We start from the raw sequence: 13,826 nt of genomic DNA, 5'->3' as shown, positions 1-13,826 counted from the left end.
TTCAGTCCAGCGCCGCGACCAGCTTGGCGCGAACGGCGGAGAGGCGCGCGAGAATGTCGCTATCGCCGAGCGAGACAGGCCTCGGGCTGTCTTCCGCAACCTTGGCCGGTGCAGGCTCGCGGTTCGGCGCTTTCTCTCCAGCCGACGCCACACCCGCCAGCGCCTGCTGCGCGCCGCGCACGGTGTAGCCTTCCACGCTGAGCAGGCGGTGGATGCGCCGGGCCAGCTCGACGTCGTGAGGCCGGTAATAGCGGCGATTGCCCGCGCGCTGGAGTGGGCGCAGCGCCGGAAAGCGCGTTTCCCAATAGCGCAAGACGTGCTGCGGAACATTCAGTTCAGCGGAAAGTTCGCCGATCGTGAGAAAGGCACCGGATTGCTTGGTCATGCCCCCACTTTACCGGGCAGGCCGATCTCGTCAATCGGTCAGCGCGCGCTGCCGCCTATATCAGGCCTTGGCAACGTGCTCGCGCATGATCTGGCTCGGCCGGAAGGTCAGCACCCGGCGTGGCGTGATCGGCACCTCTATTCCGGTTTTTGGATTACGGCCGACCCGCGCAGACTTGTCACGCAGCACAAAGGTGCCGAACCCAGAAATCTTGACGTTCTCGCCGCGCGCGAGCGCCTCGCACATCATGTCAAGTATGGACTCGACAATCCTCGCAGACTCCGCGCGGGACAGCCCCACTCTGCCGTTCAGGCTTTCCGCCAGATCAGCGCGCGTCAGCGTTTCTCTACCCCCCATGATATGGTTCTTTCTCTTCTTCCCACCTAGAATTGCGCACTTGATTCCCCAAGCGGATGCCTTTTGCCCTGCATTCCCCAAGTGGCGTGGCGTTTGAGGTGAAGATCGCCTGTATCCGAGCGCTAGACAAGGATTTTCTGCCGCAAGCGGCACCTGCGGTCGCGCAGACTGCTGGATCTGGACGGATCAGACCGCGAAGCCGCTGTTTCCTTGCCCAGGGGCGGCGTTTTTCAGCGCAGCGGACAGATCTGTCCAGCCGCTTTCGTTCAGTTTGAGCGTGGATCGCGATCATGCGCATAGCGGTGGCGCTCGCAATCGGCGGATAGCGGCGAGGATGGCGCGTACCATCGTGCCGGTGACAGCGACCTCGGCCAGCTGGAAGGTGATGGTGCGGGCGTGACGGACCACACGTGCCCCGATCTTGATCAGCTTCAGTTGCAGGCTGGTCAACGACCAGTCGGCCATGGCCTCGGGCAGCTCGATGCAGCGCAAGAAGGTGGCCAGGTTGTACGCCAGGGCGTGCAGTTGCAGCCGCACCTCATTGTCGCGGAACTTCCGGCACGACAGCCGCGTCCAGCGAAAGGCGTATTTGCCCTCTTTGATGTGCTGCTCGGCGGTGCCGCGCTGGTTGTAGAACCGCACCACCCAGTCCGGCTCCATCGGCAGGTTGGTGACGATGAAGCCGACACGCGGGAACAGTTCGCCCGGATGCCATTCGATCTTGGCGATCACCCGGCGTTCCTTGTCCCAGGACGCCGCCTGATACTCGAATTCCTCGAAGAACCGCTTGACCTTGGTCAGTGACGGCCGCCCGACAGGGCGCGTTAGCCGATGCGCGATCTTGTCCTTGAGGACCGCGTTTGCGGGCAGCCGGATGGCGTAGAAGAACCGCGCTTCTTCCAATCGCTCATAGATCGCCGGGATCGCGTAGGCAGCATCGGCCCGGAAGAACCTGCCACCAAGGTCGCGCTCCGCGTAGCGCGCAATGACGGGGTCGAGAACATCACGCCAGCCATCGGCGCTGTGGACGTTGCCATGGCGCAGGGCGCAGCGTTCCAGCATCCCGAACTGGTTGAACAGAAAGTTGGGGTGATAGCAGCTACAGTCGAAATGGCCATTCCAGGCGGACCCTTCCTGGTCGCCATGGGTCGGGCTGACCGAGCTGTCCATGTCCAGAACGATGTACTTCAGCCCGTTACGGTCATGGAACCGGTCGATCCATTGCCCGTTCAGGTCGGCCAGCGCGGCACGGTTCCCGGCCAGAGCCAGCGTCTCGGTCTCGAACCGTCCCATCTGCGATGCCGAGGCCGCTTGTGCATCGACCGCTCTGCCGCCGACAACTTGGCGCATGACCGGATCGCAGGCGAGACGGTTGGCGTCGTTGACATCCTCGTATCCGGCCAGCCGCCCAAAGACTGATTGCCGGAACAGGCCGTCGAGCCGATGGACCGTGTTCTTGCCAGAGCGAGTATCGCGCAGCGCCGCTGACGCCAAATCGGACAACCCGAGCGCGTCATCAAGCTCGCGCATCACCAGAAGGCCGCCGTCGGAACTGAGCTGCGTGCCGCGAAATTCCAGCCGCACGCGAGGGTCGAAATCCACCCGATCTGCCCGTTGCAAGCCCGCACCCTCTGGGTGATCCATGAAACGCGCCCCTCGCAGCCTTCAACACCATGTTTTATATAGGAAATATAATGGTCAGGACAGCGAAATCAGCGCCTTACTTGGGAAATGTGGGTTTGCAAGTGCGCTAAACGGAATCCGTTCTAATTTGCGCCAGAACGGAGCAAAATTGGCGGGAATTTACAATTATTACAGGCGGATCAGGCAGGCGCCCCAGGTAAACCCGCCGCCCATCGCCTCCATCACAACCAGATCGCCTGGTTTGATCCTCCCGTCGCGCACCGCAAGATCGAACGCGAGCGGAACCGACGCCGCCGATGTGTTGGCATGCTGGTCTACGGTAACAATCACCTTTTCGGGCGCGAGGCCGAGCTTGCGCGCTGTAGCATCGAGAATGCGGGCGTTGGCCTGATGCGGAACTACCCAGTCTATATGATCCGCGCTCTCGCCTGCGATTTCCAACACTTCGCGCAGGACCGCAGCAAGGTTGGTGACGGCATGGCGGAATACCTCCTGCCCCTTCATCCGCAGCTTACCGACGGTGCCGGTGGTGGATGGCCCCCCGTCGACATAGAGCAGTTCGTTATGCCGCCCGTCCGCGTGCAGCTTGGTGGCGAGGATTCCGCGCGCGCCATCGGCGCTTTCCTCGGCGCCGAGCACAACCGCACCCGCTCCATCGCCGAACAGCACGCAGGTTGTGCGGTCTTCCCAATCGAGGATGCGGGAAAAGGTTTCCGACCCGATCACCAGCGCCTTGTTCGCCGCGCCCGACCGAATCATGCTGTCCGCCACGCTCAACGCATAAAGGAAGCCGGAGCACACCGCCGCGACATCGAATGAAACGCAGTCGTTGATGCCGAGCGCCGCCTGCACCTTGGTTGCACTCGCCGGAAAGGTCTGATCGGGGGTCGCCGTCGCCAGGATGATGAGGTCAATCTGCGTGGCGTCGAGCCCCGCTGCATCGAGTGCCGCGCGCGCAGCGGCGGTACCCAAGGTCGCGGTCGTCTCCCCTTCGCCAGCGATATAGCGATTGGTGATGCCGGTGCGTTCGCGAATCCATTCGTCGCTGGTATCGACACGCTCGGCCATTTCGGCATTGCTGACGGATCGCGCGGGCAGGGCCGAGCCGGTGCCCAGGAGTACCGATCGGCGAATCATCAGGAGGCAAGCTCCATTTTGCCGAGGACGTCGATGCGGGCGAGGTCGCTGGTGATGCGTTGGGTAATGTCGGCCTCCAGCAGGCGCGCGGCGACATGAACGGCGTTGGCTACCCCGGTCGCGTTCGCGCTGCCATGGCTTTTCACCACCACGCCATTGAGGCCCAGGAACACAGCGCCATTATGCTGATTGGGATCAAGATGATGTTTCAACAGGTGCATGGCGGGCTTGGAAATCAGGAACCCGATCTTCGAGCGGGTCGAGCTGGTAAAGGCCCGACGCAGCAGGTCCGTGACGAAACGAGCGGTTCCCTCCGCTGTCTTGAGCGCGATGTTGCCGGAAAAACCATCGCTCACGATCACATCGGCCTCGCCGCGCGCCAGCTTGTCGCCTTCGGTAAAACCGTCGAATTGCATCGCAAGCTGGGGGCTGCCCCGCAAGATGGCGGCGGCATCGCGAATCTCGTCCGTGCCTTTGAGGTCTTCGGTGCCGATGTTGAGCAGGCGGACGCGCGGACGCTCCAGCTCCATTGCCGCGCGGGCATAGGCAGCGCCCATCACGGCGAACTGAACGAGATTGCGCGCGTCACATTCGGTATTGGCGCCCAGATCCAGCATCACCACGTCATTGTCGCCCAATGTGGGCAGCAACGCAGCGAGCGCCGGGCGATCGATCCCCGCCATGGTGCGCAGCGCGAGCTTGGCCATGGCCATCAGCGCACCCGTGTTGCCGGCCGAAACCGCAGCGCCGGCCTCGCCGCGCTTCACCGCGTCAATCGCGAGGCCCATCGATGTGCTCTTGGCGCGGCGGATCGCTGCTGCAGGCTTTTCGCTCGCATCCACCACGCCATCGGTATGGACGATTTCTGATGCAGCGCGCAGATTGGGATGGTTATCGAGCGCGGCCTTGATGCGCGTCTCGTCGCCGAACAGGGTAAAGCGCAGGCCGTCATGCCGACGGCGGGCTTCGGCTACGCCCGCCATCATGACGCGCACGCCTTCGTCACCGCCCATCGCGTCTATGGCGATATGCGGCTTGCCGGTCACATGTCCCCCCTGAATGTCAGCGGTCCCGAATCAGGCCCCGACGGCGATGACTTCGCGGCCGTTATAGTGGCCACAAGCGGTGCACAGATGATGCGGACGCTTCAGCTCGCCACAGTTCGTGCATTCCTGGAATGCCTCTACCTTGAGCGAGTCATGGCTGCGGCGCATGCCGCGCTTGGATGGAGATGTTTTCCGCTTCGGGACAGCCATGTCGGCACCTGTATCCGTATCTACAATCAGTTGATGCGACGTTCAGGGAAGGCTCTGCATCGGCTGGGCCGACGCGGAACCGACTGCGCAAAGCGCACCCCGGCTGTCGCGAAGTCATGGGCCTATAGCGGGTTTTTGCGTCAGGGCAAGAGTTATTGTCTCCCGCGCGCCTCGCTCATCACCGCGTAGGAGGCATGCAGGGATAGGATCACCTGCTCTATGACATCATAGGGGATGCCGTCTGCGAAGCGGAACTGGAGATTGCCCTTCGGCCCGCGGTAGGGGGCCAGCGTCTCCACCAGATCAACAGGCGCCGTCACCGGCGGATAGATACCGATATGATGCCGGAATGCCCCGAAATAGAGGAACACCCTGCCCTGCCGGAACGCTGGCATCCTGTAGCTCATTGCCTCCTGCGCGTCAGGGCACAGGGCCCGTGCCATCCGGCGGATTTCGCGCAGCGCAGGCCGGGCGATCTCTGCACTGGAAGCGATATATTCCTCGACCGTCACTCCTTGTCTTACCTTGCCAGCGCGCGGTCACCCACAAATGGGTTCGTCGCGCGCTCATGCCCGAAATTGCTCATCGGTCCATGTCCGGGCACAAAGGCCACATCGTCGCCCAACGGCCAGAGCCGCTGAGTGATCGCGTCGATCAACTGCTGATGGTTGCCGAGCGGAAAGTCCGTCCGCCCGATCGAGCCCTGAAACAATACATCGCCCACAATCGCCAGACGCGATGGGGCGTGATAGAAAATGACATGCCCCGGCGTGTGACCCGGGCAATGAATGACATCGAGCGTGAGATCGCCTACCTGCACGGTGTCTCCGCCCTCCAGCCAACGATCCGGTTCAAACACCCGGCCTTCCACGCCGAATCTGCTGCCGTCCTCATCCAGTCGCGCGATCCAGAAGCGGTCGTCCTCATGCGGGCCTTCGATCGGCACGCCCAGCTCTGCGGCGAGAATACCTGCCTGTCCGCAATGGTCGATATGGCCATGCGTTACGAGTATCTTTTCGATCGTGATACCCTGCTCACGAGCGGCGGCTTTGAGCCGGTCGAGGTCGCCGCCGGGGTCAACGAATGCGCCGCGCATGGTGGCGGTGCACCACAGCAGAGTGCAATTCTGCTGAAGCGGGGTGACAGGGATGATCGCGGCGCGCAACGGCGGGCCGGCTTGAGCGGCAGTGTCGGTCATGACTGCGATGTGGGCGAGGATCGCGCCCCTTGCAACCACTTGTTCATCATATCAGCCTGCGGCAGCTCCAGACCACACGTCCGACGATATCGACGAGCGCAGGGTCGACATCCTGCCATGTAGGATAATGCCGATTGTCACTCGACACCGTCAACGCGGCCACACCGCGTTGCGGAGACAGGGCAACACGCTTCACCATCAGCGCATCATCGAGCCGCAATACATATATGCCATCGCGCAAGCGCTCTGCACCGTCTGCGCGATCGACCATGATCGTGTCGCCATCGACGAGAGTAGGAGACATGGATTCGCCTTTTACATCGATAATGGAGACAGTTTCAGGCGATAGACCGAGCTGTTTCAGCCAGTGCCTGTCGAACCCGATGGTTGCGACTTTTTCTTCGTCGTCGGCGAGCGCGCCGTGCCCCGCGGATGCCTCGACCAACAGTCGCGGGATGGCAACGACACTCTCAAGCTTAGGAAATATCTTAGATTCTTGGCGCTGATCGGACAGCATATGCGGCGGTGCGCCCGGCCCTGGCGCGCCCAGCATCATCTCATCAACACCGAAATAGCGCGCAAGCAGGCGCCGGTCCTCCTCGTCCAGCTTACGGGGAGTACCGCGTTTTATAAACTGTTGAATATACGCAGCATTACGCCCGAGAAGGCGTGAAAGCGAACCATAGTTCTCGCCCCGATCGGCGATGAGCTTGGCAAGAAACTCGCGCGGCGCATTCTCATCCATATTGGCCCCATGTGTTTAAGAAATTTCCTAGACAAGTTGGATTTTGACCGAAATATAGGATTATTCCTATTTGTCGAATCGGGGCTATCAAGCCATTGTAAAAAGGAGAAAAAGTAATGGTCATATTGCGAAAGATCGAGAGTTTTCTGCGCGACACGGGGATGGCTCCTACTCGTTTCGGGCGGGACGCCGTGCGCGACCCGCGACTCGTGTTCGACATGAGAAATGGGCGAGAACCTAGTCCCAGAATGATCCGAAAGATAGAACATTTCATGAACATATTCCGAAATGGAGCCATCAGCCAATGAGCCGCCCCCAGCCTGCCGCCCGCCATTCCGTTCCTCCAACGCGCGAGCTGAAGCGGCTACGCAGCCGTGATTGGCCGCGCCCGCCAAGACGAGACCCTCATGTACGGGTAATAGCATGCCTGTCAGAGTTTGCCGGGCCGAACATAGCCGTGGTCGCCAGTTCCTCGCGCCCATGGGCGAGCGCAACGTTCATCGGCGCACAGCATCGGGTTATCCTGCGCTTTGCCGGTGACGATGCCGCAGAACGCGCTGCCCGCTTTGCCGACGCACTGCCGGAAGCCGAGTTCACCATTGCCGGGCATATCGTGGCAGACGCCTGCGTCGACGAATGGGGGCATGCCGCCGAAAGCGGGGGAGCCACCGCCAACCAAGCGCTTCAGGACTCGGCAGGCTTGCCCGTATTGCGCGTTACGGTGCTGACCGTCGAAGACTGGTAAGGATCACCCCACGCGAGCGCTGAGGCCACGCAAAGCCGCCAGCGCGGCGTCAAGGTCGGGGGACCGGCTTGCCGGTTCCCCTTCCGCCTCCTGCATGGCATCAGGATCGATCGCATCTGCGGGTTGGAATGCCTGGGCAACAACCGGGTCGCTTCTACGGCGGGCAATGCCCCGCTCCAACCGTTCGGTCAGATCCCTGATCGTAGGCTCGGTGGGGGCAGGCGCCGCATTAACCGGTTGCGGCATATAGGGCGCGGTTTCCACCGCGCGAAAGCGCACATGATCCAGCAGGCGGCTCATCTCGGTTTCTATCGCCTCCCAGGGCAGCGGCTCGGGCGCACGCGGCAGCGCCAGTCCGGTGATGTCCTCCACGATCGGGCCTCGCGGCTCTTCTTCGATCAGCGATGACAGTCCACCGGCCAGATCGCGGCTGACCATCAACGGCGCGCGCGGTGGTGCATCAGGGTGGGCGTCGGCGCGGCGGACCGAGGGTGGCAACTCTATTTCCTGCTGTTCGGCAGGCGCGGCTTCCACATGCTCGACGCGCTTGGCCCTGCGGCGAAACAACCCGCCCAATGCAGTTTCCATGAATGTCATATCGCGATCCCTTGTATTTTTATGGGGTATGCGTCCACGCCACGGTGAAATCAGCGCCGCAAGCCCGGCGGTTCCGAGCCCTGCGATGCCGATAAACAATCCCCGCGCCGTATCGCCAAGCGGCGGTGCTGCGGCGGGCAGGGCCTGTGCGAGACCGCTGGCGCGGCTTGCCAGTTCCAGCATGTCCACAGGAATGAGCGCGCCCGCCCCCGCCCCGCCCAATCCGGCGAGTGCGACGAGGATGATATGGGCGTCACGGCGTTTCACGGTGGTCCTTCAGCCTGCTCGAAGGCGTTTCCCGGCCTTTTCAACCAGAATATGGTAAACAGGTTGATAACGGCTGACGTTGACGGCCCAGTTGCGCTCACGCTCCACGAAGGCTCTGGCAGTGGCGCGGCGCGCCTCCCATCCAGCGCGATCGGTAAGCAGGCGCCCGAGCGCATCGGCAATCGAAGCGGGATTGTCGGGCTCAAACAAGGTCCCGGTCACGCCGTCCTCGATCAGCTCCCTGTGCCCGCCGACGGACGACGCCGCTACCAACCGCCCCTGCGCCATCGCCTCCAGGGGTTTCAGCGGCGTCACCAGTTCGGTCAGCCGCTGGGCCTTGCGCGGATAGGCGAGGATGTCGGTGAGCGCGTAATAATTCTCCACCTCGTCATGCGGCACGCGGCCGACAAAACGGATCGCCTCACGCGCGCTCGATCCGTCTGCCTGAGCGCGCAGGGCAACCTCCATCGGCCCGCCGCCAACGAGCAGCAGCTTCGCCTTCGGGCGCGCCGCAACCAGCATCGGCATCGCCGCGATGAGGTCGTCCAACCCCTCATAGTCATAGAAGCTGCCGATAAAGCCTATCACCTCGGCATCCTCCAGCCCCAGCGTCGTCCGCAAGGCGGCATCAGGCGACACAGGGTCGCCGAACATCTCCATGTCCACGCCATTGGGGGAGACGATGGTTTTGGCAGGGTCTATCCCTCGCGCCACAAGATCGCCCTTCAGCCCTTCGCAGATCACCGCCACCGCATCGGCGCGTTTCACCGCGCGCGTTTCGAGCCAGCGGGTCAGGCGATATTGCAGGCCACCTTCCGTCGCCGTGCCGTTGCTGACGGCCGCATCTTCCCAGAAGGCGCGGATCTCATAGAGCATGGGGATGCCGTGCCGTCGCGCGACCCGCTGCGCGGAGAGTGCGTTCAAAACAGGGGAATGGGCGTGGATGATATCCGGCCGCCAGCTGCGGATCACGCCTTCCAGCGCATGTTCCAGATCGGCAACTTCGCGCAGTTCCCGCACCAGCGGCAGACCACCCCGGCGCGGCGCAGTCGTGCGGAAAAAGGTGATGCCGTCGATGGTTTCGACCGCCGGTCCACTCGCGCTGTGTCGCTGTCCGGTCAGCCCCCGCACCTCCAGCCCCTGCGCGATCTGCGTGCGCAGGATGGCGCGCGTGCGGAAGGTATAGCCGCTATGCAGCGGCAGGCTGTGATCGAGGATGTGCAGAACGCGCGTCATATTCGGCCTCCTTAGCGCGCAAATATTTAACGCCGCGTCAACCATGATCGGCTAAGGACTGGCTCGGAAAAAGCGCGCGATGATCGACACATTCTCCCTGCTACTGAGCCACGCGCTGGTGTTCCTTGCCTGCTGGAGGCTGCTGCGCCGCGCAGACCTGGACACCGAGGAGCACGGAAAGTCGCGCGATGCGTGACATCTTCTTCCTGATCTTTCTCGGCGCGATGTTCCTCATCGCGCTCAAGCGCCCGTTCCTTTTCGTGCTGACCTACGCTTACATCGACATCGTCTCGCCCCAGCGGCTCAGCTATTTCCTGCTCAATTCCATCCCCATATCGCTGATCGCCTTCGCGGGCGCGTTCGGCGGATGGCTCTTGATCGACAACAAACGCGACAGCCGCTTTTCCTGGCGACAGATCCTCATGGTGGCGCTGCTCGTCTGGTGCGTATACACCACCACCCACGCCGATTTCCCTATCGACGCGCAGGCCAAATGGGCATGGGTGTGGAAGAGCCTGGTCTTCGCGATCTTTCTCCCGCTCACTTTGCGCACGCGCCTGCGCATCGAAGCGCTGGCGCTGGTGATGGTGCTGTGCGCCAGCACGATTATCGTCACCGGCGGCATCAAGACCATCATGTCCGGCGGAGGCTATGGCGAACTCAACCTCATGGTGGAGGACAATAGCGGCCTGTATGAAGGCTCCACCATTTCGATGGTGGCTATCGCGATAATTCCGCTGATCCTGTGGCTGTCGAAACACGGCACGATTTTTCGCCCCAGCCGCCTTGTCACTTTTTATATCGTCGCGCTCTGCGGCGCGTGCCTGTTAATTCCCATCGGCACGGTAACGCGCACCGGCCTGCTCTGCATCATCCTGCTGGGCGCGTTGTTCCTGTGGCGCAGCAAGAAGCGCCTGCAATATGGCCTCGGCATCGCCGCGCTGCTCTTGGTCGCCATCCCCTTCCTGCCAACCAGCTTCACGGAGCGCATGGGCACGATCAAGAACTATCAGGGCGACCAGAGCGCCTCCACCCGTGTCGAGGTGTGGAAATGGACGCTTGATTATGTGAAGACCCATCCCATGGGCGGTGGGTTCGATGCCTATCGCGCCAACAGGTTCGAATATGATGCGCTCCGCACCGAGGGGATCGGAAACGACAAGCGCATCGTCAAGGAGCATATCATCGAGGAAGGCCGCGCCTACCACAGCGCCTATTTCGAGATGCTAGGCGAACAGGGCTATCCCGGCTTTCTGCTGTGGGCGTTGATCCATCTGCTGTCGTTGGTTTCGACGCACCGTGTCTATCGGCTCTATACTCAGCGCGGGCGCGAGGATGAGGCGTGGGTCGCGCCCCTGGCGCTGGCATTGCAGCAGGGGCACCTCATCTATCTGCTCGGCGCGGCCTTCGTCGGCATCGCATATCAGCCGTTCGTGTTCATGTTGCTGGCGTTGCAGATCGGCCTCTCGACCTATCTCGCCCGGCTGCGCAAGGCAGAGGGTGCGGTGCCGATCTTTGTCGGCAGGGCGAGCGCCCGCCCCGCATGAGCACCTCACCAAGACCCCAGCTTGACGGCCTCACCGCCGCCCGCGGCATCGCTGCGTGGTTCGTCGTGCTGTTCCATATCCGCAGCGGCATGCCCTGGCTGCCCGCCGATGTGCTGCAGGTAATCCATAAAGGATACCTCGCGGTCGATTTCTTCTTCATCCTGTCGGGCTTCGTCATCTGGCTCTCGGCCAGCGGCGAGTTCACAGCGCGTGGGCTGGCTGCGACACCTGCCTTCCTGCGGCGGCGGCTCGCGCGCATTTACCCTCTCTACGCTGTGATGCTCACGCTGACCGTGGGGTTCGCCCTGCTGCTCGAGGCGACCGGGCGCAGCACGGCGGGCTATCCGTGGGCAGAGCTGCCGCTGCATGTCCTGATGCTCCAGAACTGGGGCTTTACCCCGGATTTGAGCTGGAACCACCCCGCCTGGTCAATCAGTACCGAGTTCGCGGCCTACCTGCTGTTTCCGCTGCTCGTGCTGCTGTTCAAGCCCTTAGCGCGCGCGCCGCGCTGGGTGATCTGGGGGGCCATCGCCTGCCTCATCGCCGCGCTGGCGGCCGGCATGCTTGCTATGGGCTATACCAACCTCGGCGGCCATATCGTGCGGAGCGGCCTCGCGCGGTGCATCGCAGAGTTCAGCATCGGCTGCCTGCTCTGCGCCTTGTGGCAACAGGGCGTGGATCGGCGTTCGCGTATCATGGCAGTGCTTGCAGTTCTCGCAGGCAGCCTCGGCTGGGCGAGCGGCTTCACCAATGAGTTGGTGGCCTTCCCGCTCGTCACCGCCGCGCTCATCTATCTGATCGCGGACCATTCGCAGCGCGGCGGACGGATCGCGCGGCCGCTCGTCTATCTGGGCGAGATCAGCTACGCGACCTATCTGTCGCACTTCATGTTGTTCATCTGGTTCAAGATCGCGTTCGTCGACAACGCCGCGAACATCCCGCCACATCGGGTCGCGCTGTTCATGCTGCTAACCCTCGCGGCGTCCGTCATCCTCTATCACGGCGTCGAGAAGCCGGGGCGCAGGCTCGCCGGTCGGCGGCAAGCTTAAGGCCGGATTTTCCACCCGCTTTTCAGCAGGGCGTAGCACAGGAAGCCGAGCACCACGTTCAACCCACCCAGCACCACCATGCCGCGCACCACCTCGGTATCCGCGACTGACAGAAAGCCATAGCGAAAGCCGGAGATGGCATAGAAAAACGGGTTGGCATGGCTGATCGCCTGAAAAACGGGCGAGAGCCTGTCCACCGAATAGAATGTGCCCGAAAGCAGCGACAAGGGCGCGACCACGAAGTTGGTGATCGCCGCCGCATGATCGAACTTCTCCGCCCAGATCGAGGTCAGCACACCGAGAAAGCTGACGAACATCGTCCCCAGCGCCCAGAAAACCAGGATCGCCCAGATGTGGCGCGGCGCGATGTGTACACCCGGCCACAGCGCAATCGCGATGCCGATGGCGACACCCACGAACGCGGCCCGCGTCATCGCCGCCGCCACCTGCGCGAACAGCAGCTCCGCCGTGGAAATGGGCGGCATCAGATAATCGACGATCGTACCCTGAATCTTGCCGACCAGCATGCCGAAGCTCGAATTGGCGAATGCGTTCTGGATCATCCCCATCATGATGAGGCCGGGCGCGATGAAATCCGCGAACGGCGCGCCCAGCACTGTGCGCCGCTGCCCACCCAGCGCCACCGTGAAGATGATGAGATAGAGCAAGGTCGTGATCGACGGCGCCCAGATCGTCTGGAGCTGCACCTTCATGAAGCGCCGCACTTCCTTGATATAGAGTGCACGCGTGCCGGACCAGTTGATGCGGCGAATGCGCGGCACGCCCGGCTCGGAAAACCGAACGGGGTGCGCGGGCTGGGTCTGATCTGTCATAGCGAGCCCGATTATCGGCTGGCTCGTGGGGGGGCAAGGCAAAACCGGCGCGATTCGCGTAAAGCGGTTGATATACGAGTCGGCAAACGCCATATGCGCTCCTCAGCCGCCAAAACAGCATCAAGTGATGGAGTGAGTCTTGTCCTGGACCGACGAACGCATAGATCAGCTCAAGTCCATGTGGGAAAAGGGCATGACCGCCAGCCAGATCGCCGACGAGCTGGGCGGAGTGAGCCGCAATGCGGTTATCGGCAAGGCGCATCGCCTCGGTCTTCAGTCGCGCCCGTCGCCCGTCAAGGCCAATGAAACGCCGCGCAAAAAGCCAATAATCCGCAAGCCTGACACGCCGGGCACAGAACCTCGCGCCGCCGCCCCAACGCTTTCTGCCAACCCCTCTCCCGCTCGCAATGACGCGGATGTTCCGCCGTTCGACATGGATGACACCGCCCCCCAGCCGCAGGAAGCCGCACCCGCGCCGCGTCCGCAGCAGCGTATTGTGTCGATTGGCCCCGGCGGCTTCATGCGCCAGGGACCGGGTGATCAGCAGGCGCCGATCCCCCCTGCCCCGCCGCGCCGCCTCGTGCCCGCCAAGCCCAGCCCGGAGATCGCGGACAAGACGAGCCTGCTCGATCTGACCGAGAAGATCTGCAAATGGCCGATGGGTCACCCCGGCGAGCCGGATTTCCATTTCTGCGGCGAGAAGGTAAATCCCGGCTTCCCCTATTGCGTCGAGCATTGCGGCCGGGCCTATCAGGCGCAATTGCCGCGCGGCACCCGCCGCCCGCCGCCACCGATGCCCTTCGGCGGACCGCGCGTTCGCTGAGGCATTG

At 62.7% G+C, this 13,826-nt stretch carries 17 protein-coding genes; 5 read left to right on the top strand and 12 right to left on the bottom strand.

Translation table 11 applies throughout. The features are described from left to right. Nucleotide 1 precedes the first annotated feature (1 nt). The 9 genes from OOT33_RS00425 to OOT33_RS00385 form a co-directional block, all read right to left on the bottom strand. Nucleotides 2-385: a MerR family transcriptional regulator gene (locus OOT33_RS00425; protein WP_307747997.1), complete on the bottom strand. Its 384-nt coding sequence runs from the start codon at nucleotides 383-385 to the stop codon at nucleotides 2-4. 60 nt (nucleotides 386-445) lie between these two features. Next, entirely contained in the window at nucleotides 446-742 is a 297-nt protein-coding gene (locus tag OOT33_RS00420) for an integration host factor subunit alpha (RefSeq protein ID WP_307747996.1), read from the bottom strand. A gap of 288 nt (nucleotides 743-1,030) precedes the next feature. Beyond that, on the bottom strand, nucleotides 1,031-2,386 hold the full coding sequence (locus OOT33_RS00415; RefSeq protein ID WP_006473457.1) for an IS1380-like element IS1247 family transposase: 1,356 nt from the start codon (nucleotides 2,384-2,386) through the stop codon (nucleotides 1,031-1,033). Between the two features lie 168 nt (nucleotides 2,387-2,554). Next, complete coding sequence (locus OOT33_RS00410; RefSeq protein WP_307747995.1) at nucleotides 2,555-3,523, bottom strand: beta-ketoacyl-ACP synthase 3; 969 nt, start codon at nucleotides 3,521-3,523, stop codon at nucleotides 2,555-2,557. Then, complete coding sequence (plsX, locus tag OOT33_RS00405) at nucleotides 3,523-4,569, bottom strand: phosphate acyltransferase PlsX (protein WP_307747994.1); 1,047 nt, start codon at nucleotides 4,567-4,569, stop codon at nucleotides 3,523-3,525. Before plsX ends, OOT33_RS00410 begins: the two co-directional genes overlap by 1 nt. 30 nt (nucleotides 4,570-4,599) lie before the next feature. After that, entirely contained in the window at nucleotides 4,600-4,779 is a 180-nt protein-coding gene (rpmF, locus tag OOT33_RS00400; RefSeq protein ID WP_307747993.1) for a 50S ribosomal protein L32, read from the bottom strand. A 152-nt stretch (nucleotides 4,780-4,931) separates the two neighbouring features. Further along, the gene (locus tag OOT33_RS00395) at nucleotides 4,932-5,291 is read right to left on the bottom strand and encodes a DUF1801 domain-containing protein (protein ID WP_307747992.1); all 360 of its coding nucleotides are present in this window, start codon (nucleotides 5,289-5,291) and stop codon (nucleotides 4,932-4,934) included. Nucleotides 5,292-5,299: 8 nt separating this feature from the next. Further along, nucleotides 5,300-5,977: an MBL fold metallo-hydrolase gene (locus OOT33_RS00390; protein ID WP_307749254.1), complete on the bottom strand. Its 678-nt coding sequence runs from the start codon at nucleotides 5,975-5,977 to the stop codon at nucleotides 5,300-5,302. Nucleotides 5,978-6,023: 46 nt separating this feature from the next. Continuing rightward, nucleotides 6,024-6,722 (bottom strand): S24 family peptidase, encoded by a 699-nt coding sequence (locus OOT33_RS00385; protein WP_307747991.1) that lies wholly within the window; start codon nucleotides 6,720-6,722, stop codon nucleotides 6,024-6,026. A gap of 116 nt (nucleotides 6,723-6,838) precedes the next feature. Between OOT33_RS00385 and OOT33_RS00380 the strand changes: the two genes are divergently transcribed. Both OOT33_RS00380 and OOT33_RS00375 read left to right on the top strand, forming a co-directional pair. Next, a complete protein-coding gene (locus OOT33_RS00380) occupies nucleotides 6,839-7,030 on the top strand; it encodes a hypothetical protein (RefSeq protein ID WP_307747990.1) in 192 nt (63 codons plus the stop codon). Then, complete coding sequence (locus OOT33_RS00375) at nucleotides 7,027-7,467, top strand: hypothetical protein (protein ID WP_307747989.1); 441 nt, start codon at nucleotides 7,027-7,029, stop codon at nucleotides 7,465-7,467. The genes OOT33_RS00380 and OOT33_RS00375 overlap by 4 nt, the downstream gene beginning before the upstream one ends. Nucleotides 7,468-7,470: 3 nt before the next feature. Here the strand turns inward: OOT33_RS00375 and OOT33_RS00370 are convergent, their stop codons facing one another. Further along, entirely contained in the window at nucleotides 7,471-8,331 is an 861-nt protein-coding gene (locus OOT33_RS00370) for a hypothetical protein (RefSeq protein WP_307747988.1), read from the bottom strand. Between the two features lie 9 nt (nucleotides 8,332-8,340). Further along, nucleotides 8,341-9,567, bottom strand: a complete 1,227-nt coding sequence (locus OOT33_RS00365) for a TIGR04063 family PEP-CTERM/XrtA system glycosyltransferase (protein WP_307747987.1) — start codon at nucleotides 9,565-9,567, stop codon at nucleotides 8,341-8,343. A gap of 188 nt (nucleotides 9,568-9,755) precedes the next feature. On the opposite strand from OOT33_RS00365, the gene OOT33_RS00360 reads away from it, so the two are divergent. Together OOT33_RS00360 and OOT33_RS00355 are read left to right on the top strand one after the other, a co-directional pair. Further along, nucleotides 9,756-11,114, top strand: coding sequence for a putative O-glycosylation ligase, exosortase A system-associated (locus OOT33_RS00360; RefSeq protein WP_307747986.1), 1,359 nt, complete (start codon nucleotides 9,756-9,758; stop codon nucleotides 11,112-11,114). Beyond that, the gene (locus OOT33_RS00355; protein ID WP_307747984.1) at nucleotides 11,111-12,163 is read left to right on the top strand and encodes an acyltransferase family protein; all 1,053 of its coding nucleotides are present in this window, start codon (nucleotides 11,111-11,113) and stop codon (nucleotides 12,161-12,163) included. Before OOT33_RS00360 ends, OOT33_RS00355 begins: the two co-directional genes overlap by 4 nt. Here the strand turns inward: OOT33_RS00355 and OOT33_RS00350 are convergent. Next, entirely contained in the window at nucleotides 12,160-12,996 is an 837-nt protein-coding gene (locus OOT33_RS00350) for an ABC transporter permease (protein ID WP_307747983.1), read from the bottom strand. The two genes, OOT33_RS00355 and OOT33_RS00350, sit on opposite strands and share 4 nt — an antisense overlap. Before the next feature lie 139 nt (nucleotides 12,997-13,135). On the opposite strand from OOT33_RS00350, the gene OOT33_RS00345 reads away from it, so the two are divergent. Further along, nucleotides 13,136-13,819, top strand: coding sequence for a GcrA family cell cycle regulator (locus OOT33_RS00345; RefSeq protein ID WP_307747982.1), 684 nt, complete (start codon nucleotides 13,136-13,138; stop codon nucleotides 13,817-13,819). Nucleotides 13,820-13,826 lie beyond the last annotated feature (7 nt).

Source organism: Sphingobium sp. DEHP117, from assembly GCF_030867385.1.
In the GTDB taxonomy this organism is placed as follows: Bacteria; Pseudomonadota; Alphaproteobacteria; order Sphingomonadales; family Sphingomonadaceae; genus Sphingobium.
This window is presented reverse-complemented; position numbering and strand designations above follow the sequence as displayed.